Source organism: Paenibacillus sp. Soil766, assembly GCF_001428105.1.
Classification (GTDB): Bacteria; Bacillota; Bacilli; order Paenibacillales; family NBRC-103111; genus Paenibacillus_E.
This window is the reverse complement of the sequence record NZ_LMSJ01000015.1, coordinates 20964-35143: the sequence shown is the minus strand read 5'-3', so window position 1 is coordinate 35143 and position 14180 is coordinate 20964. Positions and strand designations below refer to the sequence as shown.

The window sequence follows — 14180 nt, the reverse complement described above, 5'->3', positions numbered from 1 at the left end:
TAGTTCGAATTGTCTTTTTTTTAGAATTGAGTAATAAGAGTGAAAAATACACTTATTTGTATAAATTTGTCGAGCGAATTAGGACTTAACCGATCCAACCATCATCCCTTTGACGAAGTGGCGCTGTAGGAATGGGTAAATAATAATGATCGGGAGCGTTGCGATAATAATCGTCGCCATCTTGATGCCTTCTGGATCCATATGAGCAAGCCCACTGAATTGGGAGGCGTTCGGATCGATACTAATATCGTCGGATACAATCAATTGACGGAGCTTCACTTGAAGCGGCCATAGAGCAGGCTTATTTACGTAAAACAAAGCGTTTTGAAACGTGTTCCAATGACTTACCGCATAGAAAATCCCTAGAGAAGCCATAACTGGTTTGGATAGCGGCAGGACAATGTTCCAGATCATTCTAAGCTCGGAACAACCATCGATACGCCCTGAGTCAATCAATTCACTTGGAATCTGCATGAAAAACGACCGCATAATGAAGAAGTTGAAGGCGCTGATCGCACCTGGAATCATAAGGGCCCAAAGTGAATTGGTCAGGTGTAAATTTTTCATCAAAATAAAGTTAGGAATCAGCGGCGCTGTGAAGACCATCGTAATCAAAACCATAATAACGATTGCGTTACGGCCTGCATACTCAGGGCGCGACACTGGATAAGCCAGTGAGGCAGTCGCAATTAGATTGATGAGCGTACCCACCACTGTAATATACACGGTTACTCCAAATGAACGCCAGATTGCCCCATCACTAAACACATACTGATAATTAATGGATGTAAATTCAACTGGAAGGAATAATACCTTCCCATTCACAATTGCTTCTGAAGAACTGAACGATTGAGCCAGCACGTTTAAGAACGGCAGGAGCATCGCTAACGACAGGAGAGATAGGAATAATATATTAAAGCCGTTAAACACTTGCCAGCCGGCTGTCGGCTTGCGATTCATATAGCGTTCACCTCCGTCTTAGTACAAGCTTTCACCCGTTGTTTTTTTACTTAGAATATTACCCGTCACGATAAAAATCACACCTACTGCGGCTTTGAATAGTCCAATAGCTGTTGTATAACTAAACTGTTGCCCTAGCAATCCTTGGGTATAGATGTACGTATCTAGAATTTCACCGTTTTCTTTATTTAGCGGATTCAGGAAAACGAAAACGCGCTCGAAACCGAAATCTAAGAATTTACCAATATGAAGCAGGAACAGAATCATGATTGTTGGCAGCAAAGATGGGAGTGTAATGGATATCGTTTGTCTCCACCGATTGGCGCCATCCACCTCAGAAGCTTCATATAAATCCGGATTAATTCCCGCTAAAGCCGCCAAATAGATAATGGTACCGTAGCCAGAATCCCGCCAAATTCCTGAAGTAATCAACACGGAACGAATCCATGATTCTTCACCCATGAAATAAATGGGCTCAAACCCTAACCAAGTAATGAAGTGGTTGACGGCCCCTGTAGACGGGGATAGAATGCCGATCGCAATCCCGCTCACGATAACCCATGAAAGGAAATGCGGCATGTATACGATTGTTTGGAGAACACGCTTGTATAACACAAGGCGAAGCTCGTTCAGGAGTAAAGCGAGAATAATCGGCGCTGGGAACCCTAGCAACAAATCATAAACACCGATGAGTACCGTGTTTTTCAAAATATTGAGAAAGTCGTAGTGTGCAAACATCCGGGTAAAATGTTCAAAACCTACCCATTCGCTGCCAGTGAAGCCGTTGAAAATGTTGTAATCCTGGAAAGCAATAACGGATCCTAGCAAAGGTACATATTTGAAAACAATAAAATAAACAATGCCCGGCAGCGATATTAGATATAGTGCCCTATACTTCCAGAACGTTCGCAGCAAGGCCTTTCCTTTGCTCATTTGCTTACGTCCACTCATTTGCTTTACCGCTTGTGCGTTGACCGCCATCCTCTGGCCCCCCTCACTTATCTTCGTCGATGTTATAGGTCTATCGTACCCTGATACAGCGCTTTCAACTATGGAATGGCTTTTAACCGACTTGTGTTTTTTTTAGGTTTTTGGGGCTGGAGATGCTAAATTTCTGAATTACTCACCACAAACTTGTCCCATCCAAAAACATTAACCGCGCTATAGTCGCGCCTTCACCAACTAGCTATCTCCATCCACGATCCCGCTTCCTGCCGCTGCGTTTAACTGGAAAACCTACATCTATTCTCGGCGAAACGGCCGGAAATAAATGATTAGCTGTATAACATAATATAACATACAGCTAAAATCGCCAAAATCGGCCATTTCAGCGAAATATGGCGAAATTAACTACAGGAAATCCAGTTAGTTTATCGGATGCGGAGAAAATGGCAAAATTAGCTGTAGGATTTACAGTTAACATGCGGGTTAACTACCGGGTGAGGTGCTTCCCAACCAAAAAAGCCCCCCCACACAAGTACACGTGTGGGAAGGCTTTGTGGATCGTTACGCGGTGCGACTCTCCGTCGACACCTTGTGCGCCGTGACGCCGCGCTTTGCACGAAGCGCCTCTGGCATCGCCAGCAAAGCCGGCAGAAGCATCGGCAGCAAGACGAAGCAGAGCACGACGAGGCCGACGATCACGGCCACGGCTAGCTCGATCAACAGAACGAGGCCGGATGGTACGAGCGTGGCGAAGGTTCCGCCAAGGATGACCATCGCCGAGATCACCACGCCGCCGATGTGCTTGGCGGCTTGCACGATCGCCTTCGAAGGCGATAGATCGCCGAGCTCTTTATACCGCATCATCAGGAAGATGCTGTAGTCGACGCCGACAGCAATAATAATGATGAAAGAGAAGAACGGTACGAAGGAGGAAACCCCGTCGGCACCAATGATTTTATCCGTTACGACATTCGTTGCCGTCATCGCTACATAGTAGGAAATCACTAAGCTCAAAATGATATAGATAGCTGGCCAGAAGGAACGAATGACGAACAACAAGACGATGAACACGCCGATAATGACAATAATGGCGGTGCTATTGAACGACTTCAGCTGCGCCTTGTTCGTGTCGTACGTCGTCGAGCTCGGTCCCGCCGCGCCAACCTTCGCTTGCTCGAGAACCGTGCCCTTCACGCTGGCAGCCAGCTCAGCATTAATACCTTCAATCGTATCCATCGCAGCCGATGAATACGGATCATCCTTCAAGATGACGATCATCTTCGTCATCGTCCGATCCTTGGACATGAAACTGTCCAAGGACTTCCCGAAATCCGCGCTCGACAGCGCTTCTTTCGGGATGAAGAACGTTTTCGAGCCGTTCAGTTGTGTAAGGAACTGGCTCGTCAAGCCAAGCCCCTCGGACACGTCACCGAGTCCGTTGCCGCTCTGGCCAAGGCCGTCCTTCAGCTGGCCCATGCCGCCGCTGAGACCCGACAAGCCTTCGCTCAGCTTCTGCTGACCGTCTTTGACGCTGCCTAGCGCAGCGTTCAGCTTCGCCATGTTCGCAGCGATCTCGCGGCTGCCCGCGCTGCCTTGCTTCAGCCCTTGTGCGAGCTCAGCCGCACCGCTCTCCAGCTGCGAGAGCCCTGCCGCTAGCTGTGCCTGCGCACCATTCACTTGCGCCAAGCCTTGCGTCGCTTCGGCGAAAGCACTGTTCAACTTGGCTGCGTTCTTGCCAAGTTCCCCAAGTCCACCGCTCAGCTGCGTTAGACCGGAGGCAAGCCCCTCACCCGTTTGCTTCAGCTGGATGTAGTCGCTATCTGTCGCCAGCTGGCTGTACTTGCTGCCAAGACCGCCAATCAGGCCATTCATGCCGACAAGTCCTTGCTGAATTCCTGTAAGCTGCGTCTCGATTTGGCCGTAGCCATCTGTCATCGCGCTATAACCTTGCCCAAGCTGTGTCAAACCATCACTGATTTTATCCGTATTGCTCGCGACTTGCGACATGCCATCCTTCAACGCAGTAATGCCTGTAGTTAGCTCTCCAGCACCGCCAGCACCTTGTGCGATTCCGCTAGCCACTTGATCCAGCGCAGTCGTCAGCTTACTGTACCCATCCTGCACTTGGCTTGTGCCGTCTACCAGTTGGCCGACGCTTGACGTATCTGGTGCTTCCAGCTTACTTTGCATCAAAGTAAGTCCATCGCGAATTTGGTTTACACCCTTTTGCGAGGCTGTAATACCGTCCGCAACAGTTTTCGTTTGATTAGAGATATAGAAGTCATCAATTGGCTTCGATTGCGGTTGTGTCACACTGGAAACCATGTCGACACCTGAAATACTTTTCAGCTTCTCCGTCACCTTATCAATCGCAGCTAAACCCTCATTTGTATTAAGCGGCTTGTCATTTTCGATTACGACCATGGTCGGGAGCGCCTGACCGCGGCTGAAATGGTCTGCCACTAGGCTAAAGCCTTTGGTAGATTGGTGATCATTCCCAAGCTCCTTCAACTGGTCAAAAGACAGCTTCTGATGATTCGCAAGAGCAAGCGGAATCGTTATGACTAGAATGATGACCGTCGTAACGATCGGTCTTTTCACCGCAATTTTCGTCAAACCAGCCCAGAATTTACTCTCCTTATGTCCCCCCATGCCTTTGGAAGGCCAGAAGAGCTTATTTCCTAGCATTTTCATGAAAAATGGCGTCACCGTTACAATTTGGAGCAAGAGAATCGCGGTACCAATCGCAACCACGTTACCTGATTGATAAATACCGAAATCCGAGAGCGTCAATGCAGCAAACGCAATAAATACCGTCAAAATACTATAAAAAATCGTTTTACCCGCCGTGCGGTAGGTCACAATGATCGCTTCATCCACGGATAAGCCATGGGATAATTCCTCTTTGAAACGGTTGAATAAAAGAATGTTATAGTCGGTCCCAATCCCGAAAAGAATCAAAATCAACAGCATTTGTGTAACACTTGTCACCGGGAAATTGAACTTATCAATAAGCTGTGCCGCGATCCCCATGGACACGAGGTACGAAATACCGACTGCCAGCAAGGAAACGACCGGAATAATGACGGAACGGAACATAATCACTAGGACTGCTAGGATAAAAATGACCGTTAGCGCAGCACTTTTTTCAACGCCTGATTCGGAAGCTTTAATATAATCATCCTGGATGAAATCCTCCCCAGAGAGGTAGTATTCCACCTTCACGTCTTTCAAAACATCTTCAAACTCCACCTTGATATCCTCGACGTGACGCCCTCTTTTATCCAAAGAAAAGCTCGCCATCAACGTCGTGCCATCCTCAGAAATGAGTGAAGACTTTGCCTCAGGCATGGTAAATGGATCAATCAACTGATTGAAGCCAAGCTGGTCTTGATGACTTTTCAAGTTCGTAATGCCTGCCTCGATTGCCTTCATATCGGCATCTGACAGCTTATTCGGGTTATGGAAAACCACGATATCACTCGTGCCCTCGACCCCATTGATTTTATTCAAAATCGTTGAGGCAACCTTGGACGGCGCGTCATTACGCAGCGGATCCTGCCCTCTAAGTCCAAGGATCGCATTCACATTGGGTTGGAAAACCGTCAGCAACACTGTCGCCACCAACCATAACGCCAGAATCGCCCAGCGCCATTTAATAATGGATTTCATCACTCTTCTCCTCCAGTCGATAGTAAACAAGCGTTCATTATTGAGTCAAAAAAATTTTATGCCTGTGCTATCTTTATTTTTTCTGAAATACCCGTGCAATACAGGTACAACAGGTCATCAACGAGCATTTTGATCGTATCGCCATCTTCATTGTCGCGTAAAATAAGACAAATACTCTCAATCATCGTCGTCGCAATCATGCGAGCGGATAACTGATCTTTCTGAGATAGCATGCCTGATGGCGCCAATTCTGCTGTAAATACTTCCGAAATAATCTGATGCACCAGCGTGATTAGATCTTGTTTCACCGAAGCGAATCGGGAGCCTTCACTCAAGTTGAGAAGAATCGTAAGCTCCGTGCTGGATTCTTTGAAAAGCAGCATCAGAGAGGCATCAATTCGACGCAAGATTAGCAAGTGATCGGATAAGGCCGTACAACGAGTATTATCTACCTCTTGCTTGCACACGCGAAGAACCTCGGCTAATTGCTCCTGAATAGGCTGTGTCAGCTCGTCGAACAGATCATCCTTGCTCTTGAAGTAGCGGTAGATGTTACCCGGTGTTATACCTGCGGCATCTGCAATTTGCCGAATGGAGGCTTTCAAATAACCATGCTTCTTGAACTCGGCCAAGGCCGCTTGGCGGATGCTGTTTTTGACTTCATCTTTTAAAATTTGCATTAATAAACACCTGTTCACTTTTTGACGTCATAGATGGATTATACAGCGCCCACTTTTGTATTTCAACGCTATTTGGATAAAAAAAAGTGCCCCACCCGCTAAATGATCACAGGTCGGACACATATTGTTTACCACTTTGGAAGCATAAGTTTTCGGCATCCGAAAACTGCTTTCCTATTGGCGATAAAACTTACATGTAAACGCGGCCGCTCATCATTGAATGGCCTCGATACAAGTTTTCTCACTCAACATCAACTGCTTTAATAATACGCGGCTTCACTTTCACACTGTATTGCTTCAAATCCTTGAACTGAATGAACTTCTTGGACTCCTCATTCCAAATACGGAATTTCAGCGATTCCAGACTCGTTTTCAGTGTGATCGTCTGCACGTTGCGAAGTGCTGCGCTCTTATTGTGAACCTTTTGCAAATGATAGTTAGGCACGCGCGGGCTTAAATGATGGATGTGGTGATAGCCGATATTGCCGGTAATCCAATGTAAAACTTTCGGCAAGTTGTAGAATGAGCTGCCATGCATAGCGGCTTTGACATAATCCCATTCGTCATCATTCTCGAAATACGTTTCTTCATAGTTATGCTGGACATAGAAAAGCCAAATACCCGCCATACCTGAGAAGAAAAACATCGGCCCTTGAATCAGCAGGAAAGACTGCCAACCTATGCCCCAACAAAGCAGAGCGATGCTGCCCACAATACCAATATTAGTGATATACGTATTGATTCTTTCTTTCATGCCTACATTCCTGCGGTTAAAACGGTAATCAATGAGGAAGATAAAGATAGGTCCAATAATAAACATCACGAACGGACTGCGATATAGGCGATATGTCATTCGTTTAAGCCATAATGATTGCATATATTCATCCACGGTTAGCGTCCAGATGTCACCAACACCTCTTTTGTCCAAGTTACCACTAGATGCATGGTGAACAGAGTGTGTATGGCGCCACTGATGGTACGGCACGAAGGTTAATATTCCGGTTAGTGTGCCAACAATTTCATTGGCGAGTTTGTTTTTAAAAAAGGATTTGTGACAGCAGTCATGAAAAATGATAAAAATGCGGATTAAAAATCCAGCAGCTATGATATCAATCACGAAAGTTAGCCAAATAGAAACGGAAAGACTTAGAAAAGCAAAATACCATAGCACGAAAAAGGGTCCCACTGTGTTAATGATTTGCCACACACTATGCTTCATATGTGGTCTTTCGTAAGGTGCGATATCTTTCCGCCACCCACCCTTATCTTCATGCTTCATCCTGTTAGAACTCCCTCTCTCCGCGTCGTGTCGAACCTTGTAGAATTTATCCCTTGTTGTAGTACGTAGCGAATCGAAATAAGTTCCCGTTATACGATAACAAATATTACATAGCTATATCATCATACGTGGGTAAACCCTTTTTGTAAAATGCAATATAAGTAAGTCGCCACAAAAAACGAGCAATTGCTGACCTTCAGAGACGGATTCCCTTGTAAAACAGTTGATTTCAGAGTTGATTGTCTCTCCTTATCAAGGCGGTCACGCATGACTTTAAATAAGGGTGTGGCATAACGTTATACCTCTGAATTCTCTTCCACCCTAGCAATTAAGGTGTTTTCATAACGCTATTTTGCGCATGCAGTACCTACCACATCGTGGCTGTTAGACCCCTGCTCCATTCCACAGCACTTATCTATCGATAAGCAGTCTGCATAGGTTCCTATTGTAACAAAAAAGAGACGAAACGCCTCTCGTTCTGCGCTAGAACGGAGCAATTCGCCTCTACTTTATATGGGTCGATCTATCTCAAACAGCTCGCCAATCTTCGCATAAGAGTTGCCTGCTAATCGGCTTACTGGCCTCAGCTGCTGCGGATCAATACGACCGTTGTCAACTAAGTTGTCATTGATGTGAAAATAAACGACACGCCCGATCAACAAATCTGCCGCGGGTGCATCCGGTGTTCCGCCGAGCGGGATCACCTGCTCGAGGACGCATTCCATGCGGATGCTTGCTTCTGCGATGCCAGGGACCGCGACATGGCTGCTCGCGACGGGCGTGAGCCCCGTCAGCTCCACTTCGCTCTCCTCAGGGGGCAGCGCAGCGGCGGTCTGGTTGATCTGGTCGATATAGGACTCGTCTGCGATATGCACGACGAATTCCCCTGTATCGACCGCGTTGCGGGAGGTGTCCTTCCGGACACCCTGCTTCCGCTGCACGGAAACGGCAACCATCGGCGGGTCCGCCGTAACGATGGTGAAATAGCTGAAGGGAGCGGCGTTCAGCACGCCTTGGGCTGATAAAGTCGAGACGAAAGCAATCGGCCGCGGAATAATACTGCCGATGAGCAGCTTATAGTTGTCTCGCTCGGATTGTGCTGCTGGATCTATACCTAACATCGTCATAGTGGCAATTCCCCCCCTTCTAAACTGTTAGAGTGAGAGCCCTTGGAGCCAATCTGCCGCTGCGAAAACCTCAGAGCGCGTCAATTGATGTCCTGAATTCTCCCAATGCACATGAACATCCGATCCAGCATCGCTCAGCAAGCGCTCTAGCTCCTCCGACTCTTCAGGTGAACAGATCGGGTCGTTCTTGCCTGCGCCGATAAAGATAGGCGTATCTGTGAGATCTGGCAACTGCAGGCCGCGAATCGGAACCATTGGATGATGCAAGATAGCCGCTCTCAGGGCCTTCGGATAATGGAACAAGAGGCTGCCCGCGATGTTCGCACCGTTCGAGTAACCAATGGCGACGACATTGCTGCGATCGAAGCCATGCTCTACCGCGGCTGCGTCGAGGAAATCGTACACTTCCTTCGTGCGGAAGATAAGATCCTCTTCGTCGAAGATGCCCTCAGCCAGCCGCCGGAAGAACCGCGGCATGCCGTTCTCTAGGACGTTCCCCCGTACACTAAGTACGGAGGAGGTTGGTGAAATTGCCTGCGCCAACGGCAGCAGGTCTTGCTCTGTCCCGCCAGTACCGTGAAACAGAACGAGCACGGGCGCAGTTAGATCAGAACCTTGCTGATAGATATGTTTCATTGCTCGTCACCTTCCAATACCCGCACTTCGATTGGCGGCAGATTTTGCACGATTTGCTCGCGGTTTGCTTCAAACCATTCTGGCAGCATTAATTTCTCACCAAGGGCCTCAGGCGCTTCATCTCTTGCAAATCCCGGAGGATCGGTAGCAATCTCGAATAGGATGCCGCCTTCTTCACGGAAGTAAATCGCATTGAAGTATTGACGGTCTACAATCGGTGTAGGGTGGTAGCCATTGTTCGCTACATGACTTCTCCATAGTGCATGCTCGGCATCATCTTTCGCACGCCATGCGATATGATGGACAGTTCCCGCACCGCCAGCGCCGTAGTCCATTGGCGTTACGTTAATATCGATGATGTTCCCTAGGTCGCCGAAGGAAGTGAAGCGTGCGTATGCGCCCTCTTGCCCTACTTTTTGCAGACCCATGACGTTTACTAGGAGCTCCGAGGTTTTGTCCGGTGCCGTACTGTATAGAACAGCTCCGCCGAAGCCTTTGATCGCTTTCTCCACGGGAACACCGCCAAATGCCCATTGACTTGGCGCACCTTGTTCACGTTCCACAATTTCAAGTCTCAAACCGTCTGGGTCTTTGAATTGTACATATGTTTCGCCGAAACGTGTATTTTTCTCAAAGGAGATATTGAACTGTGCTAGACGCGCTTCCCAGAAGGAAAGGCTTCCTGTTGGCACTGCGTAAGTCGTGATTCCGACTTGACCGCCACCGACCCGACCTTTGCGGGAACCCGCATAAGGGAAGAAGGTAATAATCGTACCTGGGCTACCCGCTTCATTACCGAAGTAGAGATGGTAAACTTCCGGTGCATCAAAGTTGATTGTTTTTTTGATCATGCGAAGCCCTAGAATACCTGAATAGAAATCAACAGTTACCTGTGCGTGTTGTACGAAAGCGGTGATATGGTGGATACCTGCGGTTTGTTGTGTTGTTGTCATAATAGCCAACTCCTTCATATTTAAGAATCTTTATTTTAAGATAGTTTGCGTGCGATATTGTCATTTCAATCGTGGAAGTCCGTTCGTGCTGAGCAGAATGTCAACTCGTTACTACTTGAATCCTTCCTGCGCATACCTGCCAAGCTTCTTCAACAATTGACTTGCGAGCTGCTTCTCTTCCTCCGTCAACCCCGCCACGGCATGCTCGATTACTTCGGTGTGCTTCGGAAAAACTTCCTCAATAAATTGTTTCCCTTTTTCCGTGATTTCAGCAAAAATTAATCTGCGATCTTCCGTCGACGTATTGCGTATAACGTATTCCTTTTTGACTAGCTTATCGACCACATAGGTGATGTTGCCACTGCTCATTAACACCTTGCTGCCAATTTGTTGAATCGCCTGTGCTCCCTTGTGGTAAAGCAGTTCCAGTACACCAAACTCTGTGCGGTTCAGTCCATGCTTGCGAATATCTCGATCTCCGTGGGCGTTCACCCACTCACTCGCTCTAGAAAGGGCGATATAAAGATCTAGAGAATGGTTTCTTGCTTCGCTCATGTCGCTTCACCTCATTTCTTTTGTTTGCTTCATTTATCTTAATTTAAAGATACTTTATTTAAAGATGAATGTCAACAGGTAAAATTGAAATTTATCTCGCTTGCTATGGTTTTATATTTCCCTTTCTCACCATCCTTACTTATGGCAAAAAAATGCAAAGAATGTCACACCTTGTTCGCTTGTCTTCATGGTATGATTAATCCTTTAAGATAGAAAGGTGGTTTCTACGCAATCATGAACACTTCACATGCTTTACAAGGGACAGTGACCGAGAAAGAACGGTTCCCTATCTCCCTTTTCTCCCTAACGGTTGGCGCCTTCGCGATCGGAATGACCGAATTCGTTATTATGGGGATTCTGCCTAATGTGGCCGATGACTTGAACGTTAGCATTTCGCAAGCTGGGCAATTAATTACGGGTTACGCGCTTGGTGTGGCATTCGGTGCTCCGATTCTCGCTATGTTGACTCATAAGCTGCCGCAAAAACGCCTTCTTCTCGTGCTGATGCTCATCTTCATCCTAGGCAATGGCTTAGCTGCGCTAGCACCGTCCTATGGAATTGTACTCGTAGCGCGTCTGATCACTGCTTTGGCTCACGGAACGTTCTTCGGAGTCGGTTCTGTCATCGCGGCGAATTTGGTACGACCTGATAAGAGGGCCAGTGCCATTTCCGTGATGATGGCGGGACTAACCATTGCGAATATTCTCGGCGTACCGCTTGGCACCTACATCGGTCAACATCTCGGCTGGCGGGCATCCTTCGGATCCGTTGTCATTATGGGGATCATCTCTTTCATTGGAATTCTCATCTTCATTCCACAGATTACTCAGAAAACGAATAGCAGTCTTGCCAAACAAGTTCGTGCTCTTTTGCAGCCGCGATTGTTACTCGTTTTTCTAATCGGAGCATTAGGTTGTAGCAGCTTGTTTGCGGTGTTCACCTACATCGCGCCCATTCTTATCAGCATCACAGGGTTCAAAGAGAGCAGCGTGACGTGGATTCTCGTCTTGTTCGGCTTTGGCGTTACCCTAGGCAACATCTTGGGTGGCAAAATGGCGGACTGGAAGCTTATGCCGTCCTTAATCGGCAACTTTGCTGCGTTAGCGCTTATTCTAGCCGTATTCGCGTATACGGATCAATTCCCAGTTGCTGCGATTATCACCATATTCATCTGGGGGATTGCGGCGTTCGGCATTTTGCCTGGGCTGCAGATTCGCATCATGAATCTGGCCAAAGAAGCGCCTGAGCTAGCGGCCACCTCAACGCATTCTGCGTTGAATCTAGGTAACGCTGGCGGAGCTTTTCTAGGCGGTTGGGCGATTACGCACATCGGCCTGTCGTCGTTGCCTTGGATCGGCGCGGGATTGACCGGGGCGGGGTTTGTTTTGATGCTGTGTAGTTACTTGCGGGAGCGTAAAATGAAGTAAGTATATCGAATCAGCGGCAAGCTAGGACTTGGGATTGAAGTCTTAGCTTGCCGCTGATTTTTTGTTATATAGAACTAATGACTGCTTCTCTCCCATTCGACAGGTTGTTCCAGAATAATCCCATCTGCCTCCACCCATTGGGTGAGACTGTTCTCCTTGGCTTGAATCACGATAAAGTGTAGGCCTTGCGTCGCCGATGTATTCCGCAACACTCTCACACCGTCAGGTGCAATGCGAATGGAAGTGCCTTCTTGCACATCCACTTCGTCTCCGTCCACTTGGATTTGACCTTGCCCTTGAAGAAAAATGTAGAGTTCTTCGTTCTGTTCATGCTTGTGATAAAAAGGAACTTCCCCCTTCGGGGGCAAGTGATTAAGTGAAACCTCCATACTCGTCAGTTGTAGGGCGTCTTTTAGAAAGATTTTACCCTTCAACATACCTTCCGTCACATTTGCAAAATCAGAAAATGCACCTGCGTTACTAACCGAGTAATTCAGTTGATTTGCGCTCATCATCTTGCCCTCCTTTAAAACGCTGGCAGCGTTTTGCCTGTTTCGAGCAGGCTCTTCAAATTGCTAAGAATAACAGGCCAGCCATTGTTAAATCCTTCGATTTTGCCTTCATCCTTACGAATATCCTGTTCTAACAGCTCCTCATGGCGAAGTGTTAGCTTGATCGTACCGTTCAATGGTGTTAATTCGTAGGTCACATTAGACATCCGATCGCCTTCCACGTCCTTGACGCTCCAAGTAATCGTGAGCAAACGATACGGCTCATAGACAAGAACTTCCCCGTAGTGTTCCGTCTTGTTTTTATTCATTAAGTGAAAGCTCGAACCGACTTGCCAATCTGAAATGATTTCACGGCCAAAAAAATACTGCTTCGTAAACTCACTGCTCGTTAAAGCTGCCCACAGCTTCTCAGGTGTGGTAGCAATATAAGTCACGTACACGAAAGACTTTTTATTCATGATTCGAATCCTCCTCTAGGGCTTTCTTCAAATTGGTTAACGCCTCTATTCGACGTTGATCAAACTTACCGATCCAGCGATGGTAGATCTCCCCGATCGGTACCGGGTTCAGATAATGAAGTTTCTCGCGGCCATGCCACATGACCGTAACCAGATTGGCCTCTTCCAGCAGCAAAAGGTGCTTCGTAACAGCTTGGCGGCTCATTGTCATTTGCTGACAGAGATCTGTTAAGGATAGACCGTTATTCACGAACAAGATGTCGAGTAATTCTCTGCGTGTTCCGTCTGCAAGTGCTTTAAAAAGTTTGTCCATGCGCCTATTATATGCAACATTTTAGTTGCATGTCAAACAAAATTTGTAAAATAACACTCCCCTTTCCGTGTAGTCGGCGGTTAGGGATCGGGATTGAACAACGACTTGAAACAAGTTGCGCCGTAAAGTGAGCGACTTTAGCATGTGAAAACATAAAGGGCAGGCTTGTTGGGGGGTGATGTAGTGGGGTGATATATGGTGGGTGATGTAGTGACGGGTTATGTAATGCTTGGTGAGTTTGACTTGTTATCGATCGTTTGTCATGTTGGTGGGTTTATATTCTGTTGGTGAGTGGGTTTATGTTCTGGGCAAACGTTACTGTTGGTTATGTAGGAAAGCATGGTTGGTCGGCAGGCGTTATGTTAATGGATTAATGAAGTTTCTATTTATGGGTTAATGTGTATTCTTCAGGATACTTTAAATTGGTGGGTTAGAGCGCGCGCTGTTGAGGGTTACGTGTTTGTAACAAATTAGCATTAAGACTGTTTACGCCTTCAGCGTCAAATTCACATTCACATTCTATTTGCTACTCTAACTTCTACTTCACTTCTACTTGCTACTTCTACTTTCTACTTCTACTTCTACTTCTACTTCTACTTCTACTTCTACTTCTACTTCTACTTCTACTTCTACTTCTACTTCTACTTCTACTTCTACTTCTA

The 14180-nt window shown here is 47.0% G+C and carries 13 protein-coding genes; 1 reads left to right on the top strand and 12 read right to left on the bottom strand.

What is annotated here, in order from left to right; genetic code table 11:
• Positions 1–78 precede the first annotated feature (78 nt).
• The 9 genes from ASG89_RS12985 to ASG89_RS12945 form a co-directional block, all read right to left on the bottom strand.
• Positions 79–960, bottom strand: a complete 882-nt coding sequence (locus ASG89_RS12985) for a carbohydrate ABC transporter permease (protein ID WP_057311137.1) — start codon at positions 958–960, stop codon at positions 79–81.
• Between the two features lie 18 nt (positions 961–978).
• Complete coding sequence (locus ASG89_RS12980; RefSeq protein ID WP_414813263.1) at positions 979–1893, bottom strand: ABC transporter permease; 915 nt, start codon at positions 1891–1893, stop codon at positions 979–981.
• 573 nt (positions 1894–2466) lie between these two features.
• The gene (locus ASG89_RS12975; protein WP_057311135.1) at positions 2467–5577 is read right to left on the bottom strand and encodes an MMPL family transporter; all 3111 of its coding nucleotides are present in this window, start codon (positions 5575–5577) and stop codon (positions 2467–2469) included.
• Positions 5578–5633: 56 nt separating this feature from the next.
• Positions 5634–6257 carry a TetR/AcrR family transcriptional regulator gene (locus ASG89_RS12970; RefSeq protein ID WP_057311134.1) on the bottom strand — a complete coding sequence of 208 codons (624 nt, stop codon included), beginning with the start codon at positions 6255–6257 and terminating at the stop codon, positions 5634–5636.
• A gap of 241 nt (positions 6258–6498) precedes the next feature.
• Positions 6499–7536, bottom strand: coding sequence for a fatty acid desaturase (locus tag ASG89_RS12965; protein WP_057311133.1), 1038 nt, complete (start codon positions 7534–7536; stop codon positions 6499–6501).
• Positions 7537–8045: 509 nt separating this feature from the next.
• On the bottom strand, positions 8046–8657 hold the full coding sequence (locus ASG89_RS12960) for a flavin reductase family protein (RefSeq protein WP_057311214.1): 612 nt from the start codon (positions 8655–8657) through the stop codon (positions 8046–8048).
• Between the two features lie 33 nt (positions 8658–8690).
• Positions 8691–9299, bottom strand: coding sequence for an alpha/beta hydrolase (locus ASG89_RS12955; RefSeq protein ID WP_057311132.1), 609 nt, complete (start codon positions 9297–9299; stop codon positions 8691–8693).
• Complete coding sequence (locus ASG89_RS12950; RefSeq protein WP_057311131.1) at positions 9296–10252, bottom strand: ring-cleaving dioxygenase; 957 nt, start codon at positions 10250–10252, stop codon at positions 9296–9298. The genes ASG89_RS12955 and ASG89_RS12950 overlap by 4 nt, the downstream gene beginning before the upstream one ends.
• A 111-nt stretch (positions 10253–10363) precedes the next feature.
• On the bottom strand, positions 10364–10807 hold the full coding sequence (locus ASG89_RS12945) for a MarR family winged helix-turn-helix transcriptional regulator (protein ID WP_057311130.1): 444 nt from the start codon (positions 10805–10807) through the stop codon (positions 10364–10366).
• 234 nt (positions 10808–11041) lie between these two features.
• Between ASG89_RS12945 and ASG89_RS12940 the strand changes: the two genes are divergently transcribed.
• Positions 11042–12235, top strand: a complete 1194-nt coding sequence (locus ASG89_RS12940) for an MFS transporter (protein WP_057311129.1) — start codon at positions 11042–11044, stop codon at positions 12233–12235.
• Between the two features lie 74 nt (positions 12236–12309).
• Here the strand turns inward: ASG89_RS12940 and ASG89_RS12935 are convergent, their stop codons facing one another.
• From ASG89_RS12935 to ASG89_RS12925, 3 genes are read right to left on the bottom strand one after another with little or no spacing between them, the layout of a single operon-like run.
• Positions 12310–12750, bottom strand: a complete 441-nt coding sequence (locus tag ASG89_RS12935; RefSeq protein WP_057311128.1) for a cupin domain-containing protein — start codon at positions 12748–12750, stop codon at positions 12310–12312.
• An 11-nt stretch (positions 12751–12761) separates the two neighbouring features.
• On the bottom strand, positions 12762–13205 hold the full coding sequence (locus ASG89_RS12930) for an SRPBCC family protein (protein ID WP_057311127.1): 444 nt from the start codon (positions 13203–13205) through the stop codon (positions 12762–12764).
• Positions 13198–13518, bottom strand: a complete 321-nt coding sequence (locus tag ASG89_RS12925) for an ArsR/SmtB family transcription factor (protein ID WP_057311126.1) — start codon at positions 13516–13518, stop codon at positions 13198–13200. Before ASG89_RS12925 ends, ASG89_RS12930 begins: the two co-directional genes overlap by 8 nt.
• Positions 13519–14180 lie beyond the last annotated feature (662 nt).